The sequence below is a fragment of the Acinetobacter sp. 148 genome (assembly GCF_031196675.1).
GTDB lineage: Bacteria > Pseudomonadota > Gammaproteobacteria > Pseudomonadales > Moraxellaceae > Acinetobacter > Acinetobacter baumannii.
Window position 1 is genome coordinate 126,474 of sequence record NZ_JAVIMT010000005.1, and the last position, 24,454, is coordinate 150,927.

23 protein-coding genes are annotated in these 24,454 nt (G+C 39.6%); 15 read left to right on the forward strand and 8 right to left on the reverse strand.

Annotated elements, in window-relative coordinates:
- Nucleotides 1–5: 5 nt before the first annotated feature.
- The 6 genes from RFX69_RS00630 (at nucleotide 6) to RFX69_RS00655 (ending at nucleotide 8,041) form a co-directional block, all read left to right on the forward strand.
- Nucleotides 6–146 carry a hypothetical protein gene (locus tag RFX69_RS00630; protein ID WP_000490937.1) on the forward strand — a complete coding sequence of 47 codons (141 nt, stop codon included), beginning with the start codon at nucleotides 6–8 and terminating at the stop codon, nucleotides 144–146.
- Between the two features lie 99 nt (nucleotides 147–245).
- Complete coding sequence (locus tag RFX69_RS00635; protein WP_001005337.1) at nucleotides 246–1,721, forward strand: sodium:alanine symporter family protein; 1,476 nt, start codon at nucleotides 246–248, stop codon at nucleotides 1,719–1,721.
- 168 nt (nucleotides 1,722–1,889) lie between these two features.
- Nucleotides 1,890–2,861 carry a patatin-like phospholipase family protein gene (locus RFX69_RS00640; RefSeq protein ID WP_000811534.1) on the forward strand — a complete coding sequence of 324 codons (972 nt, stop codon included), beginning with the start codon at nucleotides 1,890–1,892 and terminating at the stop codon, nucleotides 2,859–2,861.
- Between the two features lie 197 nt (nucleotides 2,862–3,058).
- Nucleotides 3,059–4,294 (forward strand): threonine ammonia-lyase, encoded by a 1,236-nt coding sequence (locus RFX69_RS00645; protein ID WP_000615951.1) that lies wholly within the window; start codon nucleotides 3,059–3,061, stop codon nucleotides 4,292–4,294.
- Between the two features lie 236 nt (nucleotides 4,295–4,530).
- On the forward strand, nucleotides 4,531–5,724 hold the full coding sequence (gene sbmA, locus RFX69_RS00650; protein WP_002041898.1) for a peptide antibiotic transporter SbmA: 1,194 nt from the start codon (nucleotides 4,531–4,533) through the stop codon (nucleotides 5,722–5,724).
- Nucleotides 5,725–5,992: 268 nt separating this feature from the next.
- On the forward strand, nucleotides 5,993–8,041 hold the full coding sequence (locus tag RFX69_RS00655) for a M13 family metallopeptidase (protein WP_289332909.1): 2,049 nt from the start codon (nucleotides 5,993–5,995) through the stop codon (nucleotides 8,039–8,041).
- A 41-nt stretch (nucleotides 8,042–8,082) separates the two neighbouring features.
- Here RFX69_RS00655 and RFX69_RS00660 read toward each other — a convergent pair whose 3' ends face one another.
- Nucleotides 8,083–8,832 carry a DUF4850 domain-containing protein gene (locus tag RFX69_RS00660; RefSeq protein WP_000735826.1) on the reverse strand — a complete coding sequence of 250 codons (750 nt, stop codon included), beginning with the start codon at nucleotides 8,830–8,832 and terminating at the stop codon, nucleotides 8,083–8,085.
- A gap of 124 nt (nucleotides 8,833–8,956) precedes the next feature.
- On the opposite strand from RFX69_RS00660, the gene RFX69_RS00665 reads away from it, so the two are divergent.
- Together RFX69_RS00665 and RFX69_RS00670 are read left to right on the forward strand one after the other, a co-directional pair.
- On the forward strand, nucleotides 8,957–10,024 hold the full coding sequence (locus tag RFX69_RS00665; protein ID WP_000789894.1) for a DUF1176 domain-containing protein: 1,068 nt from the start codon (nucleotides 8,957–8,959) through the stop codon (nucleotides 10,022–10,024).
- A gap of 83 nt (nucleotides 10,025–10,107) precedes the next feature.
- A complete protein-coding gene (locus RFX69_RS00670; protein WP_000086443.1) occupies nucleotides 10,108–10,626 on the forward strand; it encodes a hypothetical protein in 519 nt (172 codons plus the stop codon).
- A gap of 78 nt (nucleotides 10,627–10,704) precedes the next feature.
- On the opposite strand, the gene RFX69_RS00675 is transcribed toward RFX69_RS00670, so the two are convergent.
- From RFX69_RS00675 to gatC, 4 genes are all read right to left on the reverse strand, one after another.
- Nucleotides 10,705–11,283, reverse strand: a complete 579-nt coding sequence (locus RFX69_RS00675; protein ID WP_000037727.1) for a DJ-1/PfpI family protein — start codon at nucleotides 11,281–11,283, stop codon at nucleotides 10,705–10,707.
- A 171-nt stretch (nucleotides 11,284–11,454) separates the two neighbouring features.
- Nucleotides 11,455–12,924, reverse strand: coding sequence for an Asp-tRNA(Asn)/Glu-tRNA(Gln) amidotransferase subunit GatB (gene gatB / locus RFX69_RS00680; RefSeq protein ID WP_289332910.1), 1,470 nt, complete (start codon nucleotides 12,922–12,924; stop codon nucleotides 11,455–11,457).
- Complete coding sequence (gatA, locus tag RFX69_RS00685) at nucleotides 12,924–14,402, reverse strand: Asp-tRNA(Asn)/Glu-tRNA(Gln) amidotransferase subunit GatA (protein WP_000130660.1); 1,479 nt, start codon at nucleotides 14,400–14,402, stop codon at nucleotides 12,924–12,926. Before gatA ends, gatB begins: the two co-directional genes overlap by 1 nt.
- Nucleotides 14,403–14,455: 53 nt before the next feature.
- Complete coding sequence (gene gatC, locus RFX69_RS00690) at nucleotides 14,456–14,770, reverse strand: Asp-tRNA(Asn)/Glu-tRNA(Gln) amidotransferase subunit GatC (RefSeq protein WP_000107699.1); 315 nt, start codon at nucleotides 14,768–14,770, stop codon at nucleotides 14,456–14,458.
- Between the two features lie 133 nt (nucleotides 14,771–14,903).
- Here gatC and RFX69_RS00695 point away from each other — a divergent pair, with 133 nt between their 5' ends.
- The 6 genes from RFX69_RS00695 (at nucleotide 14,904) to RFX69_RS00720 (ending at nucleotide 19,725) form a co-directional block, all read left to right on the forward strand.
- Nucleotides 14,904–15,944 (forward strand): rod shape-determining protein, encoded by a 1,041-nt coding sequence (locus tag RFX69_RS00695; RefSeq protein WP_000601379.1) that lies wholly within the window; start codon nucleotides 14,904–14,906, stop codon nucleotides 15,942–15,944.
- 16 nt (nucleotides 15,945–15,960) lie between these two features.
- Nucleotides 15,961–16,818 (forward strand): rod shape-determining protein MreC, encoded by an 858-nt coding sequence (gene mreC / locus RFX69_RS00700; RefSeq protein ID WP_001182997.1) that lies wholly within the window; start codon nucleotides 15,961–15,963, stop codon nucleotides 16,816–16,818.
- On the forward strand, nucleotides 16,805–17,296 hold the full coding sequence (mreD, locus tag RFX69_RS00705; RefSeq protein WP_045543742.1) for a rod shape-determining protein MreD: 492 nt from the start codon (nucleotides 16,805–16,807) through the stop codon (nucleotides 17,294–17,296). The genes mreC and mreD overlap by 14 nt, the downstream gene beginning before the upstream one ends.
- Nucleotides 17,284–17,844, forward strand: a complete 561-nt coding sequence (locus RFX69_RS00710) for a Maf-like protein (RefSeq protein ID WP_000940843.1) — start codon at nucleotides 17,284–17,286, stop codon at nucleotides 17,842–17,844. Before mreD ends, RFX69_RS00710 begins: the two co-directional genes overlap by 13 nt.
- A gap of 113 nt (nucleotides 17,845–17,957) precedes the next feature.
- Nucleotides 17,958–19,412: a ribonuclease G gene (gene rng, locus RFX69_RS00715; protein ID WP_001288187.1), complete on the forward strand. Its 1,455-nt coding sequence runs from the start codon at nucleotides 17,958–17,960 to the stop codon at nucleotides 19,410–19,412.
- Nucleotides 19,413–19,551: 139 nt separating this feature from the next.
- Complete coding sequence (locus RFX69_RS00720; RefSeq protein WP_001103036.1) at nucleotides 19,552–19,725, forward strand: PA1571 family protein; 174 nt, start codon at nucleotides 19,552–19,554, stop codon at nucleotides 19,723–19,725.
- A gap of 29 nt (nucleotides 19,726–19,754) precedes the next feature.
- On the opposite strand, the gene RFX69_RS00725 is transcribed toward RFX69_RS00720, so the two are convergent.
- Entirely contained in the window at nucleotides 19,755–21,140 is a 1,386-nt protein-coding gene (locus RFX69_RS00725; protein ID WP_001247581.1) for a wax ester/triacylglycerol synthase family O-acyltransferase, read from the reverse strand.
- Nucleotides 21,141–21,310: 170 nt separating this feature from the next.
- Nucleotides 21,311–22,045: a phosphoadenylyl-sulfate reductase gene (locus RFX69_RS00730; RefSeq protein WP_005127993.1), complete on the reverse strand. Its 735-nt coding sequence runs from the start codon at nucleotides 22,043–22,045 to the stop codon at nucleotides 21,311–21,313.
- 184 nt (nucleotides 22,046–22,229) lie between these two features.
- On the opposite strand from RFX69_RS00730, the gene thrH reads away from it, so the two are divergent.
- Complete coding sequence (gene thrH / locus RFX69_RS00735; RefSeq protein WP_000406996.1) at nucleotides 22,230–22,847, forward strand: bifunctional phosphoserine phosphatase/homoserine phosphotransferase ThrH; 618 nt, start codon at nucleotides 22,230–22,232, stop codon at nucleotides 22,845–22,847.
- A gap of 67 nt (nucleotides 22,848–22,914) precedes the next feature.
- Here thrH and RFX69_RS00740 read toward each other — a convergent pair whose 3' ends face one another.
- Entirely contained in the window at nucleotides 22,915–24,345 is a 1,431-nt protein-coding gene (locus RFX69_RS00740; RefSeq protein ID WP_000768268.1) for an OmpP1/FadL family transporter, read from the reverse strand.
- Nucleotides 24,346–24,454 lie beyond the last annotated feature (109 nt).

Sequence of the window (24,454 nt, forward strand, 5' to 3'; positions counted from 1 at the left end):
GGAATATGTTCAGTGGTGCGATGAATTTATTTTATCTGAAGGGTGCTTTCTCTCATGTAACCTTCAAAGGCTTAGTGTTGGGCATGATGTTGCTTAAACTTGTGACGGTAATTGCTATTCAAGTGACATTAAAAGTTTTTCCTTAAATGTACTGAAGAAGTCCCTATTTTTAGGGGCTTTTTTGTTTATTGCAGTATTTTGGCTTGTGCTAATAGCACATTAGCAAGAACGTAAGCGGACCGAGTATGAATGAACAACTCAATGCCACACTGATGTCGTGGGTACAATTTTTTAATGAACCTTTATGGGATTTTCTGGTTATTTTCTTGCTGGCCGTCGGTATTTTTTATACGGTCTTAACAGGAGCAGTGCAAATTCGCATGTTCTTGCAAAGTATTCGTGTTATGAAAAGCAGCCGTACAGAAGGCGAAGATGAGCATGGCCTTACACCTTTCCAAGCATTTGTAACAGGTCTTGCGAGCCGTGTTGGGGTGGGTAACATTGCTGGTGTGGCAATTGCGATCGCAATTGGTGGCCCAGGCGCCGTGTTCTGGATGTGGGTAACCGCTGTACTTGGTATGAGCTCTGCTTTTATCGAATCTACTCTTGCTCAACTTTTTAAGGTGAGAGACAGTAATAGCAAGCAATTCCGCGGTGGTCCAGCCTACTATATTACTCAAGGTTTACGTAGTAAAACTTTTGGTGTGATCTTCGCGTTAGCATTGATCTTTACTTATGGTTTTGTATTTAACTCAGTTCAAATCAATGCAATTGCTAATGCATCTTCACATGCTTGGGGTTGGGATAAAGCTAATCTTATTGCGCATTTAGGTGGTGTTGATTTAGAAATTTCATGGGTTGGTCTTGCTCTTGTTGTGATGGTTGCATTAGCAATCTTTGGTGGTATTAAACGTATCGCTAAATTCGCAGAGATGTTTGTTCCTTTAAAAGCAGGCCTTTATCTCTCTGTAGCGTTATATATTGCATTAAGCAACTATGCGATTTTACCTGATGTTTTAAAACTGATTGTGACTGAAGCTTTCCACTTTAATGCTGCGGCAGGTGGTTTCTTCGGTGCTGCTGTATCAATGGCAATGATGCAAGGGATTAAGCGCGGGTTGTTCTCAAACGAAGCAGGTATGGGTTCTGCACCAAATGCGGCGGCTGCGTCTGATGTAAAACATCCTGTAAACCAAGGTTTGGTACAAATGCTTGGCGTATTCGTAGATACATTCATTGTATGTACAAGTACAGCAATCATCATTTTAGTTTCTGGCGTTTACCAAGATGCTGGTTTCGTCGGTGTTGAATTAACTCAACGTGCGCTAGAGACTCAAGTGGGGCACTGGGGAGCTGACTTCTTAGCTGTTCTATTATTCTTGTTCTGTTACTCAGCTGTATTAGGTAACTATGCTTATGCAGAAAGTAACGTACAGTTCATTAATAACAACCCGAAAGTCATGTTCATCTTCCGTATTTTTGTATTGGTGATGGTGTATTTCGGTGCAATTGGTAGTGTGCCATTAGTATGGTCAATGGCAGATTTGTTTATGGGTATTATGGCTACCATTAACTTGGTCGCAATTTTACTTTTAACACCAATGGCTCGTACTTTGTTGAAAGATTACCGAGCGCAATTGAAGCAAGGTATTAAAGAACCTGTATTTAAAATTAATAAATATCCAGAGTTGAAGAAAAAAGTCGATTCAGATATTTGGTAATTTTGTAAGAAAAGCCTCTTAGAAATAAGGGGCTTTTTTTCGGCATAATAAAAATGCTTGAGTATAAAAATTAAACATGACAAATTAAATAAATTCACTACAGCATTTCACAAAACGAGCAACTAAAATTGCAATTCGAAAATTAACGTCATAGTGCAAAGATGGGCCATGAAACAGCTTAAATTGTGGGTTCTCGGACTTTCTATGGTGTTGGCCGGGTGCCAAACCACCTCACACTTATCTGCCTTAAAACCGCAAACGGCAGAGGCATACTCACGTTTCGTCGATCAGCCTTTTGCACAGCTTAAGAAGCAGCATAAGAAACCAGTAGTCGCATTAGTACTAGGTAGTGGTGGTGCACGAGGATATGCACATATTGGTGTTATTGAAGTTTTAGAACAGCATGGTATTCGTCCTGATTTCATTGTTGGAACCAGTGCAGGAAGTATTGTCGGAGCAATTTATGCGAGTGGAAAAACGCCTGATGAACTGCGCGATACTGCATTGAAAATGAAAGCGGCTGATGTTCGTGACATCAGTATTGGTTTAAAAGGTTTCTTTGACGGCAAAAAAGTTGAAGACTATGTAAACCAGCAAGTAAATAACTTGCCGCTCGAAAAAATGAAAATTCCGATGTATGTAGTGGCAACAGAGCTCAAGCATGGCACCAAAACCGTATTTAATTATGGCAATACGGGACAGGCCGTGAGAGCATCAGCCTCAATACCAAGCATGTTTGTACCGACTAAAATTGGTAAATCTGAATATGTAGATGGCGGTTTAGTCAGTCCGGTACCTGTTGAAGTAGCCCGTGATTTAGGAGCCGATGTCATTATTGCTGTCGATATTCTGGCTCAACCCATTTATACGGAAACCTCAAATGTATGGGGACTCTTTAACCAGAATATTAATATTATGCAAGGACGTTTGGCTGCCGAAGAACTTCAATATGCAGATGTAGTAATTCAACCGGATTTAAGAGAAAAAGCACATATTTTTGATGTAAAAGGTCGTGAAGCAACCATGAAGGCAGGCATAGATGCAGCAAATGCAAAACTGTCTGATATTCAGTTTGCGATTGATGAAAAAATAGCGGAACAGAATCTATCTACTGACGGTTTAAGTGCGCAAACGCAATAAATTGAAAGCAAGTATATGAAAAATTAAGTAAAAGCCCGCTAAGGGCTTTTTTGTTGAAAAATAAAAGATTTGTATGTGCTGACAAAAATTTTTGTATAGTGGAGCTATGCTGAAAACTACTCATGACACATATGAGATATTCATGCTATTTTTCAAAAAAATAATTGATTTGTAACATATTGAGGCCAGCTACTTAGATGATTCAGCAACAGGTAAAAAATGAGTTTCCAACATTAGAAGATATACATGCCGCTGCAGAGCGTTTAGATGGTTTAGTTGTTAAAACACCTTTTGTTTTTTCAGAAACCATTTCTAAAACCTTAGGGGCTGAAATGTGGCTGAAATTTGAGAATCTACAGTTTACGGCTTCGTTTAAAGAAAGAGGCGCATTAAATAAACTTTTGAGCTTATCTGAACAAGAAAAACAACATGGTGTAATTGCAGCTTCAGCTGGTAATCATGCGCAAGGGGTCGCTTATCATGCACAGCGCACAGGAGTCACGGCAACTATTGTTATGCCAAAATCGACGCCCAATGTGAAGGTGCAACGAGTACGTGAATACGGTGCGCGTGTTATTTTGCATGGCCAAGACTTTTCGGAAGCTGCTGCTGAAATGCACCGTGTGGCACAAGAAGAATCTCTAACCATTATTCATCCATTTGATGATGCTGAAATTATTGCGGGTCAAGGTACTATCGCGCTCGAAATGCTGGAAGCTGTTCCTGATTTAGATATCTTGGTCGTACCTATTGGAGGTGGTGGTCTCATTTCTGGTATTGCGATTGCTGCAAAATCAATAAATCCTAAAATCAAGATTATCGGAGTTCAGTCGGTTGTTTATCCAAGTATGGCGAAACTGCTTTGTAACTATCAACTCGCGGTTTCAATGGGTTCAACGGTGGCTGAAGGTATTGCGGTTAAAACTCCGGGCGAGCTGACCACACAAATTGCTAAGCATTTTGTAGATGATATTGTGGTAGTCACTGAAGATATGATTGAGGAAGCGATTGCGCTATTACTCAACATTGAAAAAACAGTGTGTGAAGGAGCTGGCGCGACTGGAATTGCTGCAATTATGTCTCGTCCCGATCTATTTTTAGGCCATAAAGTTGGTGTGGTGTTATCTGGTGGCAATATTGATACACGTGTAATGGTTTCAGTATTACAGCGTCACTTAACTCGTACTGGCCGTATGGTTCGTATTCGCGTTGAATTACCAGATAATCCGGGTGCCTTAGCGCGTTTAACAGCAATTATTGCGGAGCAGGGCGGTAATATTTACGAACTTCGACATGAACGCTTTGCAGCAACAAGCCGTGCTAAAGAAAGTGCGGTGAGTGTCGATATTGAACTAAAAAGCGCTCCAGATCTGGAACCATTAATTCAGGCTATGCAACTTGAAGGCTATATTGTTCGTAAAGAAGAGATTTAAACGTACATATGGCTGTGATATAAAAACTGTATATGGCTCTTAGGGGAGCCATATACAAAGCAATTTAAACGGATTAAATTGCATAAAGGGATGAATTTACAAAAAAACGATCAAATCCTTCAATGAAATGGGAAAAATTGACAATTCTCTAAACTTTAGCCTTCACAATTTTAAGGTTTAGGTTTTAGTATTCCTTTCATTGTAAATTTGAAGAAATATAGGGATATCAACACTCAATGTTCAAATCATTTTTTCCATCACCACGGTATTTCTTTATATCTGCGGTTATTTGGATCGCGCTTAATATGGTGCTTTGGTATTCTGGTGGTAGTACATGGGGGAGTTTCATTGGATTCCATCAGGGTTACCATAGTGAACAATTACCAATTGGTGTTAGCCGCTTCTGGTCTCCGACTTTTATATGGTTTTATATTTGGTTCCTAGTTTCTACAGCAATTTTTGCAGGGTTTTGGAGAATTATTTCTAATCATCCATGGCAACGTTGGTCAGTTTGGGGCTCTGCTTTTATTTTATTTAACATCTGGTTTGGCGTGCAAGTCAGTGTTGCCGTTAATGCATGGTATGCACCTTTTTATAATCTTATTCAAGCAATGCTAGATCATGGTGGCGGTGATATTAATAAGCTATATAGCGGAACAGTTACTTTTCTTTTAATTGCCATGGTTGGCGTAACTTTAGCCGTGATTAATGCATTTTTTGCTAGCCATTATGTATTTCGTTGGCGTACGGCTATGAATGAATATTATACAGAGCATTGGGCGAAACTTCGCCATATTGAAGGTGCTTCACAGCGTGTGCAAGAAGACACCATGCGTTTTGCATCTGTTTTAGAAGATTTAGGCGTAAACTTCATAAAGGCAATTATGGTATTGATTGCATTTTTACCTATTCTATTTGAACTTTCTAAGCAGGTTAAAGTATTACCTATTGTAGGAGAAATTGATCATTCATTAGTATGGGCAGCAATTGTATGGGCTATTTTTGGTACAGTTCTACTCATGGTGGTTGGTATTAAATTACCCGGTCTACAATTTAATAACCAGAAGGTAGAAGCTGCTTATCGTAAAGAGTTGGTTTATGGCGAAGACTATGAAGAACGGGCACAGCCAAAGACATTAAAAGAATTATTCTCAAAAGTCAGATTTAATTATTTTCGATTATACCTTCATTATTCTTATTTTAATCTGGTTAGTATCTGGTATCTACAATTAGATATTTTATATAGCTTGGTTGTTTTATTTCCGTCTATTGCAGCAGGTAAAATGACATTAGGCTTAATTACGCAAATTAGTAATGTCTTTGATAAGGTCCGTGAATCATTCCAGTATTTAATTACTTCATGGAAAACAATCATTGAACTACTTTCAATTTATAAGCGTTTGAGAACATTTGAAGATACTTTAAATTAAAAGTAATCATCATTCTTTAAGGTGCCTTGATTCAAGCCAGGGCATCTTTAAAATATTGAGTATTTAGTAAAATAACCTGTTATGTATGGCTCTTTATTTATAATTTTGATTTATATAATAAAATATATTTTTTGAAATATTATATTTTCGCGGTATAGAATTTGCTTCTATATTGATTTTAATTTTGCTATTCGCTTAATTAATAAAAAAATAATCAATTTAAATCATTGTTTTAGATTATTAAATATTTAAATACGAGGTTAAGTCTTTGAAATCTATTTTACTTAAAAGTGCTCTTACGATTGCACTTATGTCTTCTGCTAATTTGGTACATGCGGAATTAGTAACAACTTCTCAAATCAAAAAAATATCAGGTATAGATCAACAATATATTGATTCTTCTATTAGTGAAAAGAACGATTTTTATGCTCATGTAAATGGTATTTGGTTAAAAAATACTGAAATCCCAGCTGATAAAGCAAATTGGGGAGCTTTTAATCAGCTCCGTGAGTTATCAATCAGTCAAGTACATGGGATTGTAGAAGAGCTATCTAGAAAAAAATGGGCGGATGGTAGTTTAGAGCAGAAAATAGCTACTTTATATGCGAGCTTTATGGATGAAAAAGGCATTGAAAAGCAAGGTATTATCCCCCTACAAGCTGAGCTACATCAAATTGATAGCTTGAAAAATAAGAAGCAAATAGCAGTTTTAATGGCCCATTTTGCTCGTATTAATGTTAATAGCCCGATTGGCTTAGGCATTGAACAGGATATGAAAAAATCTACCGAAATGGTGGCTGGATTGGAGCAAAGTGGTTTGGGTCTACCTGACCGCGATTATTATTTAAAAGATGATAAAAAATTTATCGAAACTCGTGCACAGTATTTAAAGTATATTGAAAAAACTTTATCACTTGCAGGAGATTCACAAGCTGCGCAACATGCTCAGGAAATCTTAAAACTTGAAACTCAGTTAGCACGAATACAGTGGAGCAATGTACAAAACCGTGATCTTGCAAAACGCTACAATAAATACAAACTCGCAGATTTGTATAAATTGACCCCCGCATTTGATTGGCAAGGTTATCTAACTGCAACTGAATTAAAAGGAAAAATTGATACTATTCAGGTAAATCAGCCAGATTACTTTCAGGGCTTAAATACAATTATTCAAAATACACCCTTAGATATATGGAAAGCTTATTTTAAATTGCATTTGATCAATAATTTTTCTCCATTACTAAATAGCGCTTTTGTAGATAATAAATTTGATTTTTATAACAAGACACTTCGAGATATTACTGAACAAGAAGCGCGTTGGAAGCGTGGTGTACAGCTTGTTGATAAGGTGCTGGGAGATGGTATCGGCAAACTTTATGTTGAAAAATACTTTCCCGCTGAGAAAAAACAACAGATGGAATTATTGGTTCAAAATCTAATTCGTGCTTATGACCAAAGCATTACAGAATTGGACTGGATGAGTCCTGCAACGAAAATACAAGGTCGTAAAAAGCTTTCTCACATGTCAATAAAAATCGGGTATCCAAAAAAGTGGCGTGATTATTCTGACCTGCACATCGCTAAAAATGATTTAGTTGGGAATATAATTCGCGCAAGTGAGTTTAGATATCACTATGAACTTAATAAATTAGGTAAACCGGTTGATCGTGATGAATGGTATATGAAACCACAAACGGTGAATGCCTATTACAATCCATCATTGAATGAAATTGTATTTCCAGCAGCGATATTACAACCACCTTTTTTTAATATAAACGCAGACGATGCAGTGAATTATGGTGGTATAGGCGCTGTGATTGGCCATGAAATTAGTCATGGCTTTGATGATCAGGGTAGCCAGTTTGATGAATTGGGCAATATGAGAAACTGGTGGAATGCTGAAGATCACCAGCATTTTAAAGCTAAAACACAAGCGTTGATTGAACAATATAACCGTTATGAACCGATTGCTGGTTATCATGTTAATGGTGAATTGACATTAGGTGAAAATATTGCAGATAACTCTGGGTTAGCAATTGCCTATAAGGCCTATCAAATTGCATTAGGCGGTAAGCCAGCCCCTGTAATTGATGGACGGACTGGGGAGCAACGTTTTTATATGGGGTGGGCTCAAGTTTGGCGTGCGAAAACCCGCGAAGCTCAAGCGATTATCTATTTAAAAACTGATCCTCACTCTCCTGATAAAGTACGTGGTAATGGAGCTTTAATGAATCAAAAACCATTTTATGAGGCTTTTAAAATAAACGAAGATGATCAGATGTATTTACCACCAGAGAAACGGGTAACTATTTGGTAATTAAGAAAGCCCGCGAAAGCGGGTTTTTTATGGTTATTGATTTAATGGGTTGCGTTATAAAAATTAAGGATAGGGCCAACTAGAAACTGCTGCGACTTATCTAAGGTGACTTGAATCTCTTTATAGTTAAAAGTGTCTTCATCATCATACTTGGCAATACCATGGGTTTTATTGTTCACTTGAGGAATTTGGTAGCTAAAAAAAGCGACTTTTTTAGAGGGATGAACAATATTGATAAGGTTTTTAGGGTCTTTAAAACCACCATATTCATTTTCAAGACTTTCTTTTAATAGTTCAGGAAAATAAAGCGTTGCATTGGGTAATCCACATCCAACGCAAAATGAAGAGTCATAAAGCTTTATCGCTTGCTTTTGATCTGGACTCATGATTAGAGCAAAACCAGTTCCATTTGCGCCTGCATTTGCTTGAATATCTTGCCAGTTACGTGGAACAAGTACTACACCTACTTCAGGTAATGCAAGAAGCTTTAATTGCTTGGCATGTTGAGCATCAAGTTTAAAATTAAAACTACAGCTTTTAAGCGTACATTTTTCAAAATTTTTAAGTAAACCATCTTCTATTGGGTTTTGTGCCGTAACGCCATAAAAAGGGACTACAACGCCGTTTAAAAATTTTGCCTCTCCAAGAGCATAGAATTGATTGTCTGCTTTGCGGGTTGCAGCAGAGTTATAAAATTTGGGGAAATGAGGAGTAAAGCTTTTTACTTCTGCATAAGCAGTTGAATTTAGGCTGACTAATGTTGCCCATAATAAAAAATTTAGTTTTTTCATTTTTAGAAAGTAATCAATTTAAATCTTATATAAATCTAACATATTCTTTTAAACTAGACGGTAACTCAAAATTTAACACCGCTGTTAACTTCATAATAAAACAGACGTGTAGAGACATGAAAAAATGAAAAATATACTTTCAATTTGTTGTTTGGCAGTAATAAGTTCTTATAGTCTTGCTCAAGATATAAAAGGTATTTCATTTTCTCATCAAGAGTGGGAAATCTCTTGCAGTAATACGGGCACCTGTAAGGCCGCAGGATATCAAAATGAAGAAAATGGTGATAATCCCGCTTCAATTTTATTAACACGTAAAGCAGGCCCAAAACAACCTGTGCAGATTGAGTTTGCTTTGTCTGACTATGAACAAAGCCTACCTGCAAACCAGCTTAAAAATATCCATTTTTATATCAATGGCAAAGATTTAGGTGCGGTGGGTGTGGACGGTACTGAGCTGCCAATTATGGGTAAGCTAAACAGCTGGCAAGTCAATGCTCTACTACAGCAGTCGAAACAGAAGACTGAAATTGTATTTAAAAATGCGCAGCATAAATGGAAAATTTCCGATGCTGGAATGACTGCCGTATTATTAAAGATGGATGATTTTCAGAAGCGTATAGGGACTATTGGTGCTTTGGTCAAAAAGGGCAGTGTCAATGAAAATCAAGTGCTTATGCCTGAACCAAAACTAGTTGCGAAGCGTATCAAGACTTCAACCAAACCTTATTTAACTTTACAGCCTAAAAATAAACAGTACCAAGCACTACACCGTAGTTTGATGGCTGCTAAACCGAATCCGAAAGAAGACGGCTTTTGTGAAGGTATTTATGGTGGTAACAGTGATGGAGCCGAACCACAGAAAATTGAGCTATATAAACTAACCAATAAGAAAGTTCTGGCGACTACATTATGTTGGAGAGGGGCTTATAACGAAGGGTATGGGGCATGGGTGCTCGATGAGTCTTTAAACGGTAAGGCCGCGTTTGTAACTGAGTCCGCCTCAGATTTTGATAGCGGTATTATTAGTAGTGCTCAAAAGGGACGAGGCATTGGAGATTGCTGGGCAAGTGAAGAATGGGTATGGGACGGCAAGAGTTTTGTGCATACTAAGGATATGTGGACGGGTATGTGTAAAGGCTTGGCAGCAGGTGGAGTGTGGGAGCTTGATCGAATAGAGTCTGTGGTGAAATGACTACTTTGTGGTTACAGAGTCATAACAGGTAACTTTAGTGACTCTGTGATAAAAAGAACAGATTGTTTATTGGAGCTAGACTTATGTCACGTCATCTTTATGCTATTGCTCGCCGTAAGTTTTCACATCTGAGCCGTTCAATATGTGTGGCGGCGACTGTACTGGGCGCAACACAAATTGCGATGGCTGGTCCAACAGTTGATCAGCTCAGTGATTGTTTAGTTAAAGCAACAACAGCTTCAGATAAAACTACGGTGCTCCAATGGACATTTACAGCTTTAGCGGCTCATCCAGATTTAAAAGCATTTAGTAATGTAACGCCTGAGCAAAAAGACCAGTTAGATCAAAAACTGGCTCAGGTTTTACAGCGGATAATTGTAGAACAATGTTCTGCTCAGACCAAAGCTGTAATTCAGGCTGAAGGTGTGAAGGCAGTTGGGGAGGCTTTCCAGCAGTTAGGCCAAAGTGCGGGTGAAGATATTGTTAAAGACCCAGCCGTTAAACAGCAGTTGCAGGGCACATTACGCTATATCGATTTAAATAAATTGGTGACAACGTTTTTGACACCAGAAATTTGGAATAAATTAGGAATTACAAGATAAAAATCTAGTTTCCTATTTTAGTAATAAGGCCTGCTATCTAAATGCAGGCTTTATTGTATTTGGGATGAAGAATCTTATTTAGATACTAATCTTAGCGCCTAAAACTTTCACAAATTGTGCTAACCAAGCTGGATGTGCAGGCCAAGCTGGAGCAGTCACCAAATGCCCATCGGTAACGGCATCAGTTACAGCAATGTCTGCATATTGCCCACCTGCTAATTTTACTTCGGCTGCACATGCTGGATAAGCCGAGCAGAGGCGGTCTTTCAACACATCTGCCGCAGCGAGTAACTGAGCACCGTGGCATACGGCTGCAATTGGTTTTTTTACTCTATCAAATTCACGTACAATTTCGATAACACGTTCATTCATGCGTAAATACTCTGGCGCACGGCCACCCGGGATGACTAAACCTATATAGTCTTCGGTATTAACGGCATCGAAATCATAGTTAATCGCGAAGTTGTGGCCACGTTTTTCGCTATAAGTTTGCTCACCTTCAAAATCATGAATAGCTGTTGCAATATGGTCACCATTCTTTTTATTCGGGCAAACCGCATGCACGGTATAACCTAAACCAGTTAAGAACTGAAATGGAACCATAGTTTCATAATCTTCTGCATAGTCACCGACCAACATTAAAATCTTTTTAGACATATTTTATTCCTCTTTTTTAAAATATAAGTGATTTCTATTTTTAATTTAAATTAGCACAGCCGTTATGTGATTTTTTAGAAAAAAGAATATTCTTTAGTCGAAGTGTATCTTGTAGGTCATATAAAAAAGCCCCGATAAATCGAGGCTTTTTTGTTGAGTTAGCTAATGGAATTAACCAATCAATTTTTTCATTAATTCATTTACTTGTGCAGGGTTAGCTTTACCCTTAGAGGCTTTCATGACTTGACCAACAAGGCCGTTAAAGGCTTTTTCTTTACCAGACTTGTACTCTTCAACCATTTTTTCATTGGCTGCAAGTACTTCTTTAATGATCGCTTCAATTGCACCAGTGTCGGTTTCTTGCTTTAAGCCTTTTTCCGCAATAATGTCATCGGCAGATTTATCTTCCGATTCCCACATAAAGCCAAAGACTTGTTTAGCAATTTTACCGCTAATGGTGTTGTCAACAATACGTGCAATCATGCCGCCAAGCTGTTCAGCAGAAACAGGTGAGTCTGTTAACTCTAAGCCCGCTTTATTTAAAGTACCAGAGAATTCACCCATTACCCAGTTTGCAGCAATTTTACCTTGCTTCGCACCACCAGCCGCAGCAACAACAGCTTCATAGAAGTCCGCCATTTCGCGTGAGAGCGTAAGTACGTGTGCGTCGTATTCAGTTACGCCAAAGTCTGCAATAAAGCGTGCACGGCGTGCTGCTGGCAACTCAGGCATAGTTGCTTTGATGGCCTCAATTTGCTCATCTGGAATAATTACTGGTAACAAGTCTGGATCAGGGAAGTAGCGGTAGTCATTCGCTTCTTCTTTAGAACGCATAGAACGTGTTTCCATTTTATTTGGATCGAACAAACGAGTTTCTTGGTCAATTTCGCCGCCCCATTCCAAAATTTCCATTTGGCGTTCAATTTCAACATTGATCGCTTGCTCAATGAAACGGAATGAGTTGAGGTTTTTAAGTTCACAGCGTGTACCGAATGGCTGTCCCGGACGACGTAAAGACACGTTACAGTCCGCACGGAATGAACCTTCAGCCATGTTACCGTCAGAAATACCTAACCAACGTACTAGTGTGTGAATTGCTTTGATGTAGGCAACTGCTTCTTCAACCGAACGCATGTCCGGTTCAGAAACGATTTCAAGCAAAGGCGTACCAGCACGGTTTAAGTCAATGCCAGACATACCTTCAAATTGATCGTGCACAGACTTACCTGCATCTTCTTCAAGGTGAGCACGAGTTACGCCAATGCGTTTAGTCGTACCATCTTCAAGTTGAATGTCGATATGGCCCAAGCCCACAATCGGATTGTCCATTTGGCTAATTTGGTAGCCTTTTGGAGAGTCAGGATAGAAGTAGTTTTTACGTGCAAATACTGAAGCTTGGTCGATGTAAGCATCAATCCCTAAACCAAAACGAATTGCGAGTTCAACCACTTTTTCATTTAAAACCGGCAATACACCCGGCATCGCCAAGTCTACAAGGCTCGCTTGTGTATTTGGATCTTGTCCAAATTCAGTTGATGAACCTGAGAAAATTTTAGAATTGGTTGCAAGCTGAGTGTGAATCTCAATACCAATAACGACTTCCCAACCGTCAATCAATTTCAACTTTTGAGCTTCAGCCATTATGCATTCTCCTCAGCAATTGCCGCACGTTTGGTGTGCCAGTCAGTGTTTTGTTGGTATTGGTGAACAATCGACAACAATTGTGATTCTGACCAGTAATTACCGATTAACTGTAAACCTACTGGTAAGTTGTCTTTATCAAAACCAACAGGAGCATTAATCGCTGGCAAGCCCGCTAAGTTCACTGCGATGGTATAGATATCGCCTAAGTACATTTCAACAGGGTCTAAAGATGCACCGATTTTGTAGGCAGTTGTTGGTGCAGCAGGTGCTGCAATTACATCTACATTTTCAAAAGCTTTTAAGAAGTCTTGTTGAATTAAACGACGTACTTTTTGTGCTTTTACATAGTAAGCATCGTAATAACCCGCAGAAAGCGCGTATGTACCAATTAAAATACGGCGTTGAACTTCTGGACCGAAGCCTTCTGAACGCGAACGTTTGTAAAGATCCATCAAGTCAGCTGGGTTTTCACAGCGATAACCGTAGCGAACACCGTCATAACGTGACAAGTTAGAAGATGCTTCCGCTGGCGCGATGAGGTAATACGTTGGTACATACGCTTCAGTCATGTTTAGGTCGATCTCAACAAGCGTTGCGCCCATTTCTTCAAGCTTTTTCAAAGACTCTTCAACACGTGCTTTTACGTCCGCATCTAAACCTGCAACGTTAAAGTATTGTTTAGGAATACCAATGCGTAAGCCTTTTACAGATGTGTTATTTAGGTTTGCAACGTAATCATCGACTTCTTTTTTAACCGAAGTTGAGTCTTTAGCATCGTGACCTGCAATTACATTCATTAGGTAAGCACAGTCTTCAGCAGAGCGTGCCATTGGACCTGCTTGGTCTAAAGAGGATGCATAAGCAATGATCCCGAAACGAGATACACGACCATAGGTTGGTTTTAAGCCTGTTAAACCACAGAAAGAAGCTGGTTGACGAATTGAGCCACCTGTATCAGTACCTGTAGCGAAAGGCGCTAAATCAGCCGCTACAGCCGCAGCAGAACCACCAGATGAACCGCCAGGAACATGGTCAAGTGCCCAAGGGTTACTCGTTGCACCGACATATGAACTCTCAGAAGTTGAGCCCATCGCAAACTCATCCATGTTCACTTTACCTAAAGTAACCAGACCAGCTGCTTTAGTTTTTTCAACAACGGTTGCATCGTAAGGTGAAATGAAGTTATCGAGCATTTTTGAACCAGCAGTGGTTTTAATACCTTTGGTACAAAAGATGTCTTTGTGGGCAAGAGGAATACCCGTTAAAGCAGTTGCATTGCCAGCTTTTAATGCGGCATCGGCAGCATCGGCTTCGCGAAGTGCCTGTTCTGGAGTAACCGTCACATAGCTCTTAACTTGCGGGTCAATTTTAGCAATACGTTTTAAATAATGTTCAGTCAATTCGCGAGATGAAAACTTCGCTTGGCTTAAGCCTTCAGCAAGTTCGCGAATTGATAAGCGATGTAAATCAGTCATGAGTAAAATTTCTTTACATTCAAAATAGGGAAGATGGGTTAATTGGTTAAAAGTTACTCAATCACGCGAGGAACAAGATACAAACCATCTTGAGTTGCAGGTGCAACTGCTTGGTATTCGTCCCGATGATTGCTTTCAGTTACCACATCAGCACGTAAAGGTTGAGGATTGTCAAAAGGACTCTTTAAAGGTTCTACGCCTTCCGTATCAATGCCTTTTAAGGTTTCCATCATGCCTAAAATTTTATTTAGACTTTGAGCATATTCAGCAGATTGCGTATCATTGAGCGACAATCGAGCAAGATTGGCGATTGCTGAAACTGTTTGTGCATTTAAATCTGCTGAATGCTGTGCATCCGATGTAGACATAACATCACCTAATCAGTATTAAAAATTTTCAAAATATCGTGCGTTATAATAAGCGATTGACTTGTTCAAATCATCACATTTAGTTTAAAGTTGCCACCTTGCATCCACATGAAAGTTTAACTGAGAACGAACCGTGATTCTAAAACGACTAATTGGCTTGTTTTCGCCGGATCTAGCCATTGATTTAGGTACAGCAAATACACTTATTTATGCACCAGGCCGCGGCATTATATTAAATGAACCAACAGTTGTGGCAATTCGTCACAGTGGTTCACAAAAAATTGTTGCTGCTGTAGGGCTAGATGCTAAGCAAATGCTAGGCCGTACACCTGCGAATATTTCTGCAATTCGTCCAATGAAAGACGGTGTAATTGCAGATTTTGAAGTGACTGAAACCATGTTGAATCAGTTTATTGGTAAAGTTCACGAAAAACGTTTGTTCCCACCTGCACCTCGTGTAGTTGTATGTGTACCATGTAAATCAACTTTGGTCGAGCGCCGTGCAATTCGCGAAGCCGTATTTAATGCGGGTGCTCGTGATGTACGCCTAATTGAAGAGCCAATGGCTGCTGCAATTGGTGCTGGCATGCCAGTTGAACAAGCATGTGGTTCTATGGTTGTGGATGTTGGTGGTGGTACAACTGAAATTGCAATTATTTCATTGCAAGGTTGTGTCTATGCTGATTCTTTACGTATTGGTGGCGATGTATTTGATGAGCAAATTATCAATTATGTTCGTAAAGCTCACGGTTGCGTAATTGGTGAAACCACAGCTGAAATTATTAAAAAAGAAGTTGGTATGGCTGTTTCTGATGGTACGACATTAGAAATTGAAGTACGTGGCCGTAACCTCGCAGAAGGTGTACCTCGTGCAATTACCGTAACTTCTGACGAAATTACTCAAGCAATTTCTGACCCGTTACAAAGTATTGTAAGTGCGGTGAAATCTGCACTTGAACAAACTCCTCCTGAACTTTCTTCTGATATTGCTGAGCGCGGTATTGTGTTGACAGGTGGTGGGGCGTTACTTCGTAACCTTGACAAATTATTAGCTCAAGAAACCGGTTTACCAGTTGTTGTTGCTGAAGACCCTCTTACTTGTGTAACCCGTGGTGGTGGTAAAGTATTGGAATTCTTCGACAACCCGAACCATGACATGCTTTTCGTCGGTTAAGTTTAAGGATTAGGCGGTGCAACCGAATATTTTTTCAAGACAGCCGCCATCTTTCCGCTCGTTCATTATTGCGGTCATTACATGCTTGGTGGTGCTGTTCTTTGATTGGCGCATGCCTTATGTAATTCAGCCAGCAAGGGATGTCTTGTACGCTGCATATAATCCAATTTATGCACTTGCAAGTTATCCGGTACTGTCGAGAGAATGGCTGAATCAACAAACTAAATCTGAAACACAACTGCGCCGTGAAAACACTGCAATGCAGGCTGAGCTATTACAGGCTCAGGTCCGCTTGCAGAAGCTGTCTGAATTATCTGCTGAAAATACCCGCTTACGTGGTTTACTCGATACACCATTAATTATTGATGGTCGTATGGAAATTGCGGAAGTGATTGGGACAGATGCCGATCCGCTTCGTCACATTATCATTATCAACCGTGGTGCAATGGATCATCTTAAAGTTGGTCAAACGGTTTTAGATGATAAAGGGATTATGGGGCAAATTATCAATGTATATCCTCATAGTTCACGTGTGATGCTGCTTTCTGACAAAGAGCATTCTCTATCTGTTCGTTTAGAGCGTACAGGTATGCGTGCAATTGTCTCGGGTACTGGTGATTTAGGCCGTTTGAAAATGGAATATGTGCCAACGAGTGCAAATATTCAGGTCGGCGATAAAGTATTAAGTTCAGGCTTAGGTGAGCATTTTCCAGCAGGTTATGCCGTGGGTACGGTGGCTAAAATCCGTCGCCATAATTCAGGTGAGTTTGCTGAAATTGATGTTACACCAGCAGCACAATTAGCAACTGGTCATCATGTTGTTGTACTTTTCTCTGACTCATTAGCGAAGGAGCAACCATATGCCGATCGCTAAGTTGAAACGTGAGAAGCGTAAAGATCCATTATGGGGAATTATTCTCTCTGTAATCGTGGGGTCTGTCCTCATGATCTATCCACTATCTTACGACATCTCGGGCTGGCGACCATTGTTCATGCTTATGATCATGTTGTTTTGGGTTGTTTGCCAGCCAACATGGTGTGGGGTGTGGTTCGCATTTGGTATGGGGATTTTTACAGATCTATTGCTTGATGCACCTTTAGGATTAAATGCACTGAGTTTTGTTATTGTCACGTTTATTACCCGATTTTTAATACGCGAACGCCGTATTTTGACTTTTGGTAATTTATGGACGATTGCTACATTAGTGATTATTGCTCACTTAGCGTTTATGTGGGTGACTCAAACGATGGGGGGCATTCATTTTTCGATTGCTCGACATTGGCAACCATTGATGACAAGTATCTTAACCTGGCCTGTTGTCTATTATTGTTTAGCAAAATGGCGCATTTAGTTTTAGCTTCTAGTTCTCCGCGTCGGAGAGAGTTGTTGCAACAACTGGGCTTAAATTTTGAAATCTATAGCCCGGATATTGATGAATCTGTTCATGAAGGTGAGCTGGTTCACCAATATGTAGAGCGGTTAGCGAGAGAAAAAGCCCAAGCTGTATTAAACATTTTTCCAGATTCAGTGATTATTGCAGCAGATACGAGCCTTGGTCTGGATGGTCAGATTATTGGTAAACCTGACTCAAAGCAGCATGCCTTTGACATCTGGAAACAATTATCTGGTCGTTGGCATGATGTATTTTCCGGAATTTGTATTGCAACACAGCAACACATCTTAAGTCAGGTGGTGCAGACCCAAGTTGAGTTTGCATCTTTAACTACGCAAGATATGGAAGATTACTGGGCCACAGGAGAACCTGTAGGGAAGGCCGGTGCATATGCAATTCAAGGAATTGCTTCACAATATATTCCCAAAATTCAAGGAAGTTATAGTAATGTGGTAGGGCTTCCTTTGTACGAATTTTCACAGTTATTCAAAAGAGTGAAGACATAAGGGGTTGTTGATAATTCTTGATTGAATTGCATTGTCGATGAACAATGGACAAAGCTACATTAACAGTCCCTCTGACTCTTTAATAAAAATTTTATAATGCTTTGAGTTTATGTATGTCAGAAGAACTACTTATTAATGTCACACCTATGGAGTGTCGGGTGGCATTAATCGAAAATGGAACTGTTAATGAGCTGTATGTTGAACGTACAGTTAAACGTGGACTTGTCGGCAATATCTACAAAGGTAAAGTTGTACGCGTGCTTCCGGGTATGCAAGCGGCCTTTGTTGATATCGGTTTATCCAGAACGGCCTTTTTGCATATTAATGATATGGTTTGGCCACGTTCACAGCCAACTCCAAATGTGTTTGAACTACTTCATCCAGGGCAGATTCTTACCGTTCAGGTGATGAAGGATATGCTCGGTACTAAAGGTGCTCGCCTGAGCACAGATCTTTCAATTCCTTCTCGCTATTTAGTTCTTATGCCATATGGTAACCATATTGGTGTTTCTCAGCGCATTGAGTCTGAAGAAGAGCGTGATCGGCTACGTAATATTATTGAGAGCATTCAGGCGGAGCATAATTTACCCGGTAGCGTAATTGTTCGTACTGCTGCTGAAGGGGTAGATGAAGCCGAAATTGCACAAGATATGTGCTACCTCAGTAAGTTATGGGAATATATTCAGCGTAAGCAAGTTGATGTGGCAGTACCTTCCTTAATTTTTGAGGAACTACCGCTGCCGCAACGAATTATCCGTGATCTGGCAAGTGAAGAAACCGCAAAGATTTATGTCGATTCGAGAGAGATTCACGGCAAACTGCGTGAGTTTGTAGATGAGTTTGTTCCGAATATGCAAAGTCGCCTGATTCATTACCCAGGTGAGCGTCCATTATTTGATCTTTACAACGTTGAAGAAGATATCCAAAAAGCACTGCAAACACGCGTTGCTTTAAAGTCTGGCGGTTATTTAATGATTGACCAGACTGAGGCGATGACCACAATAGATGTCAATACAGGCTCTTATGTTGGTGGCCGTAGCCTTGAAGACACTGTCTTTAAGACCAACATGGAAGCGACTCAGGTGATTGCGCGTCAGCTTAGACTACGAAATCTAGGCGGCATTATCATTATTGATTTTATTGACATGCAAGAAGCGATTCATCGTGAAGAAGTGATGCGTCAATTTGAAAAAATGCTTGAACGTGATCATGCCAAGACCAAAATCACACAGGTTTCTGAACTTGGTCTGGTAGAAATGACACGTAAACGTACACGTGAATCATTAGAACACTTGTTATGTGAATCGTGTCCAACGTGTCAGGGACGTGGTTTTGTCAAAACTGCAGAGACAGTGTGTTACGAAATATTTCGAGAGATATTACGCTACACCCGTGCATTTGAGTCTACGAGTGGCTTTACTGTCGTTGCTCATCCATCCGTGATTGACCGATTATTAACAGCAGAAGCACCTGCAGTGGCGGATTTAGAGCATTTTATCAACAGAGTTATTAAATTTCAGGTCGAAAATTTATATACGCAAGAGCAATACGATATCATTTTAAGTTAAAGTTGTAACAAGATATCGCTTAATCCTTGTTACAACTGAAATTTTACTTTCATTCATGAATTTTAAATACTACTTACATACAGTAGCCCTAGACGTTCTCCCTATTAAACGTCTTAGCAAACAATAAGAGGTATAACCCATGAATGTAAGTGAAAACTTAATTAGCAACGGTCTTAAACATGTTTTAGAAAGCACGCCAGTCAATAGCTGCTATATGTTGAATGACCAAGGTAAAGAAGTACCAATCACAACTGCAATGATTCGTTCAGTATGTCATCAGTTGCTTAACCAGTGCCGCGCAATTAAAAAATAAGGGGCCATTTTAAAGCCCCTTAATTTTTCCTAACTCGCTGAATGATGTTTCAGCTGTTTCTCTTCAATAATTTCTTCAAACCGTTGAATCTCATCTTCAAGATGCGTTAAAAGGTTTTGCATTTTAGGTAAAGCATTTCGACATGCTGTTAAACCTACTTCAAGCTTATCCAGATAGCTTGTCATTGTAATATTGAGCGCTTGCCCGTCCATGACAATAGAAGCAGGGTAGAGTGCATCTAATTTCGCACCATTCCAATAAAGCGGCTCACGTGGGCCAGGTACATTGGAAATCACTAAATTGAATGCCTGACGCTTAGGAAGCATCCCCGACATGATGTTAAGTCCAGCTGGACCATAAACAACAGCGCTATAGTTTAAAATCTCATTCGCGGTCATGCGGCTAAAGCGTTGCTTTGAATTTTGCATACTACGACGAATGATCTCGAGCCGCTCTAGTGGCTGATCTTTATGGGTTCCTAAATTTGCCAAAATCATGGTAATACGATTGCTCACGTCAGAGTCATCTGTGCGTAGGGAAGCAGGAACCATGGCAATCAGAGGCTTTCTAGGCAGGCTGTTGTGACTAATCAGATATTCACGTAATGCCCCAGAACACACAGCAAGTACGACGTCATTGATCGTTACACCAAGTGCTTTAGAAATTTTTCTAAGACGGCTTAATTCAAAAGATTGAGCTGCAAAGCGACGTGAAGCACTTACACGTTGATTTAAAATTGAAACCGGAGCTTGAAAGGTGGAGACGTAATCAGGATTTTTACCCATTTCTTTAAAAATGGTTTGCGATAATTCCTGCATAACTTTAGGGGTCACTTCAAGCTGTGATTTGATACCACCTAAAATACTTTTGATCTTACTTGTGCTTGGTTTTGGTACTTTTAAGCGTTTTGTTCTTTTACTTTCTACACACCAAAGTGGAACCACATGTTTTTCTTCCGGCGTTTTTGACAGCGACTTCTCAATTAAGCGCATGCCTGCAACACCATCAACCATGGCATGATGAATCTTAAAGTACATCGCGAAACGATTGCCTTCGATCCCTTCAATAATGTCACACGTCCAAAGTGGTTTTGCACGATCAATTAAAGAGCTGTGCTGCTGGGAAATATAAACCAGTAATTCACGAATCCGGCCAGGATGAGGTAAGGCAATATGGCGAAAATGGTGGTCGATATCGAACTCTTCATCTTCATCCCAAAATAGACCATTTAAACGGTTATTGAAGGGTGGAACAGGAATACTTTTAGATTGGCGAATTTCTTCTACTAAATCATGAACGAAAGTTTCAGGGGCATTTTCAGGTATTTCAAATAAAAACAATCCGCCAACATGCATCGGTTGTTGTCTTTTTTCTAGTGATAGAAAAATAAAATCAATAGGGTGTAATGGACGCATAACTCGTTGTGCCTCATGCTTTTTTCTAAGAAGCCCTTAACTGAGCTCTTATTAGAATTATAGAACCGTAAATTTAGTATATAGCGTTTATTACAGATTAAATATGACTTTGTGTACGAGATATAACTGTAAAAAAACCACTGATTCATCAGTGGTTTTTTTATACCGAACTATTTTTTCAAGTTACCTGCATGTAAGCCACATTCTTTTTGTGTTGCTTCTTCCCACCACCAACGGCCTTCACGTTCATGTTGATTTGGAAGTACTGGACGTGTACATGGCTCACAACCAATCGAAACAAAACCACGCTCGTGTAGAGGGTTATATGGAATTTCCATCATGCGGATATAACTCCACACATCGGCGCTAGACCAGTTCGCAAGCGGATTATATTTAATAAGTTGCTTACCCGGACCAGAGAAGCCTGCATCAGCTTGCACCACTGGAATTTCAGTACGTGTACCAGGGCTCTGATCTTTACGCTGACCTGTAATCCAGCCATCTAAGGTCGCTAGTTTCTTACGTAAAGGTTGAACTTTTCGAATGCCACAGCATTCTTGATGTCCATCTTTAAAGAAGCTAAATAAACCTTTTTCGTTTACCATGTTTTGAACAGCTTCAGATTCAGGGAAACAAATTTCGATATTGATATTGTAGTGTTTACGGACAGTTTCAATAAATTGATAAGTTTCGGCATGCAGGCGGCCTGTGTCGAGACTAAATACACGGAAAGGTTTGCCTAAGCGTGAAGCAATATCAATTAACACAACATCTTCTGCTCCCGAAAACGAAATTGCAATTTCACCTTGTTGGCTTAAGGCAAGTTCTAAAATTTCTCGAGGGCTTTTGGTTGCATATTCAGCAGCAAGAGCATCTACGATATCAATAGTCGGAATAACGGTCATGTGTGTTCCTGGCAAAAGGCTTGGGCGCATTGAGTTATGAAAAATATTCTAAAGGATAGTGAATAATTTGCTTAGCACTTTAATTTCAATCCTTATGAATAAAATTGATTTGATCAATAACAACGCAAAACTGAAAATCTTAATGGTATGATACAGCAATTTTTAACCAACGTTGGAAGCATTCATGGAAATCGTATGCCTAGATCTTGAAGGAGTTTTAGTTCCTGAAATTTGGATCAATTTCGCAAAAAAAACAGGGATTAAAGAACTAGAAGCAACAACTCGTGATATTCCGGATTATGATGTTTTAATGACTCAGCGTCTGAATATCCTAAAACAACACGGTTTAGGCTTAAAAGACATCCAAGAAGTTATTGCCGAGATGGGGCCACTACCAGGTGCAAAAGAGTTTGTTGAATGGGTGAGCAATCATTTCCAGCTGGTCATTTTGTCGGATACTTTCTATGAGTTTGCTCATCCTTTAATGAAGCAATTAGGCTGGCCAACAATTTTCTGTCATAAATTAGAGACAGATGAAAATGGTATGATTACCGCTTATAAACTTCGCCAACCTGACCAAAAACGTGAGTCGGTTAAAGCACTACATGGTTTGAATTTCCGTGTGATTGCAGCAGGTGATTCATATAACGATACAACGATGCTTGGTGAAGCCGACCATGGTTTCTTGTTTGATGCGCCTGCAAATGTTATTGCAGAGTTCCCGCAGTTTCCTGCAATCAATGGTTATGATGCATTAAAAGAAGCAATCCGTTCAGTTTCACAACGCAATATTCCGGCTTAAGAAAGAACAAATGGACAATAAAAAAGGCGCTTATAGCGCCTTTTTTATTTAGATTGGTTTTTGAAACTTAGAATTTATAACCAAGTTTTAAACCGTAAGCGATAGCATCGTTATCAGAGAAGTCTGCAACATATTGATCACTGCCTGCTTGTGCACCTGTTTGAGCTTTAGCATCACCCAACCAGAAGTATTTTACACCACCAGCAATGAAAGTTTGTGGAGTAGGGCTATATTGAACACCTAAACCTACGTTCCAGTAACCTTCTGTTGGTCCTAATGTTGTTACAGGATTACCTGCACCAGAGTCCCAACCTACAGAGACATTACCAGCCCATTTATCATTAAGTTTACGGCCTACACCAGCGTTCACAGACCATTGATCATCAGAATATTCCACTAGGTTGAAGCCATTTGGACGTCCAACAAGACCACCTACAGCTTCTGAGACTTTGCCAAATTTATATGGCTGAATTGAGAAATCTTTCCAGTTCACCCAGCGTACATTGGCAAACGCAACTGTATCAGCCATGATACCTGTTTGAAAATCAAGGTTAACAGACTGTGGTGTTGTGATTGTAGTTTTACCAGATGAATTAATTGCCTGAAGTTTAGATGCTGGAACTTCTAAACCAGTAAGTACTGAAGTAAGACCAGGGAAATTCAATAAAGATAGATTTTCATTAATATCCACTTTATGATCAATTTCAGAACGATAAGTTACAGATGCTCTAAGTGCGATTTCAGGAATCTGATAAGCTGCCCCTGCTAACCAACCAGCACCAGTAGTTTCTTTAATACTTGCATCATAACCATTATAAAGGCTATAAGCTTGACCTCGTAAACTTACATTACCTTTAACGGTTTGTAATACAGGGCCTGCATAGAAGTTAAAGTTTTTAGTTGGTTGATAACCAAATACAAAAGATAAGTTTTGTGTATCAACTTTAACTTTAGTTCCGCCATTACCTAAATAATTATTTGCCGCAGCAAGAGCGCCAGCAAGTTGTTTAAATTGAGGGCTTGCTAAAACTTGACCTTTTGCTAAAGCTAAAGTTTGGTCATTAACAGGCAAACCTTGTGCTTGCAAAGCTTCAGTTGCTTTTTTAGTGACAATCCCATCAATCGCAGTGGCTGATAAAACAGAATCAGAACCTGGCTGAGAAACGAATACGTTATTACCTGAATATTCTGCATCTGCTCCAAATGGTTGATCGTAGAGTAGACCGAAAGAAAATTGGTCATTAATTTGTAATTTTAATGCAGCACTTGGGAAGTAGTAGTCATTCGCCATATCGCCAATATCACGACGTGTGGCACTAGATCCAGCTTCTTTACCAGCTACATCAGGATCTAGAACAGAAATACCTGCTTCAAAGTAATTGCCAGGTTGGAAGAACGCAGACATTGACTGTCCAGAGCGATCTAAAGCTGCTGCAAAAACCCCAGTTGCAGGCAGCGTTGCTAAAATCATTGCAGTGCTCAGATGTTTTAATTTCATTTTTAATCTTTCCTTGAACTTCAAGACATTTTTTTAAAAGTAACAGAGTTAAACCGTTTAAACTGTGTTGCCTTCAGTGCTTTGAATTACAAGTTTCAAAGCATTGATA

Excerpts from the sequence above, each read along its gene's own strand:
- RFX69_RS00660 (WP_000735826.1), bottom strand. The coding sequence starts at position 8,832 with ATGAAAAAACTAAATTTTTTATTATGGGCAACATTAGTCAGCCTAAAT.
- thrH (WP_000406996.1), top strand. The coding sequence starts at position 22,230 with ATGGAAATCGTATGCCTAGATCTTGAAGGAGTTTTAGTTCCTGAAATT.
- RFX69_RS00740 (WP_000768268.1), bottom strand. The coding sequence starts at position 24,345 with ATGAAATTAAAACATCTGAGCACTGCAATGATTTTAGCAACGCTGCCT.
- mreD (WP_045543742.1), top strand. The coding sequence starts at position 16,805 with ATGCCGATCGCTAAGTTGAAACGTGAGAAGCGTAAAGATCCATTATGG.
- RFX69_RS00630 (WP_000490937.1), top strand. The coding sequence starts at position 6 with ATGTTCAGTGGTGCGATGAATTTATTTTATCTGAAGGGTGCTTTCTCT.
- RFX69_RS00725 (WP_001247581.1), bottom strand. The coding sequence starts at position 21,140 with ATGCGTCCATTACACCCTATTGATTTTATTTTTCTATCACTAGAAAAA.
- gatA (WP_000130660.1), bottom strand. The coding sequence starts at position 14,402 with ATGACTGATTTACATCGCTTATCAATTCGCGAACTTGCTGAAGGCTTA.
- RFX69_RS00710 (WP_000940843.1), top strand. The coding sequence starts at position 17,284 with ATGGCGCATTTAGTTTTAGCTTCTAGTTCTCCGCGTCGGAGAGAGTTG.
- RFX69_RS00670 (WP_000086443.1), top strand. The coding sequence starts at position 10,108 with ATGTCACGTCATCTTTATGCTATTGCTCGCCGTAAGTTTTCACATCTG.
- RFX69_RS00665 (WP_000789894.1), top strand. The coding sequence starts at position 8,957 with ATGAAAAATATACTTTCAATTTGTTGTTTGGCAGTAATAAGTTCTTAT.
- gatC (WP_000107699.1), bottom strand. The coding sequence starts at position 14,770 with ATGTCTACATCGGATGCACAGCATTCAGCAGATTTAAATGCACAAACA.
- RFX69_RS00730 (WP_005127993.1), bottom strand. The coding sequence starts at position 22,045 with ATGACCGTTATTCCGACTATTGATATCGTAGATGCTCTTGCTGCTGAA.
- RFX69_RS00640 (WP_000811534.1), top strand. The coding sequence starts at position 1,890 with ATGAAACAGCTTAAATTGTGGGTTCTCGGACTTTCTATGGTGTTGGCC.
- sbmA (WP_002041898.1), top strand. The coding sequence starts at position 4,531 with ATGTTCAAATCATTTTTTCCATCACCACGGTATTTCTTTATATCTGCG.
- rng (WP_001288187.1), top strand. The coding sequence starts at position 17,958 with ATGTCAGAAGAACTACTTATTAATGTCACACCTATGGAGTGTCGGGTG.
- RFX69_RS00635 (WP_001005337.1), top strand. The coding sequence starts at position 246 with ATGAATGAACAACTCAATGCCACACTGATGTCGTGGGTACAATTTTTT.
- RFX69_RS00720 (WP_001103036.1), top strand. The coding sequence starts at position 19,552 with ATGAATGTAAGTGAAAACTTAATTAGCAACGGTCTTAAACATGTTTTA.
- RFX69_RS00645 (WP_000615951.1), top strand. The coding sequence starts at position 3,059 with ATGATTCAGCAACAGGTAAAAAATGAGTTTCCAACATTAGAAGATATA.
- RFX69_RS00675 (WP_000037727.1), bottom strand. The coding sequence starts at position 11,283 with ATGTCTAAAAAGATTTTAATGTTGGTCGGTGACTATGCAGAAGATTAT.
- gatB (WP_289332910.1), bottom strand. The coding sequence starts at position 12,924 with ATGGCTGAAGCTCAAAAGTTGAAATTGATTGACGGTTGGGAAGTCGTT.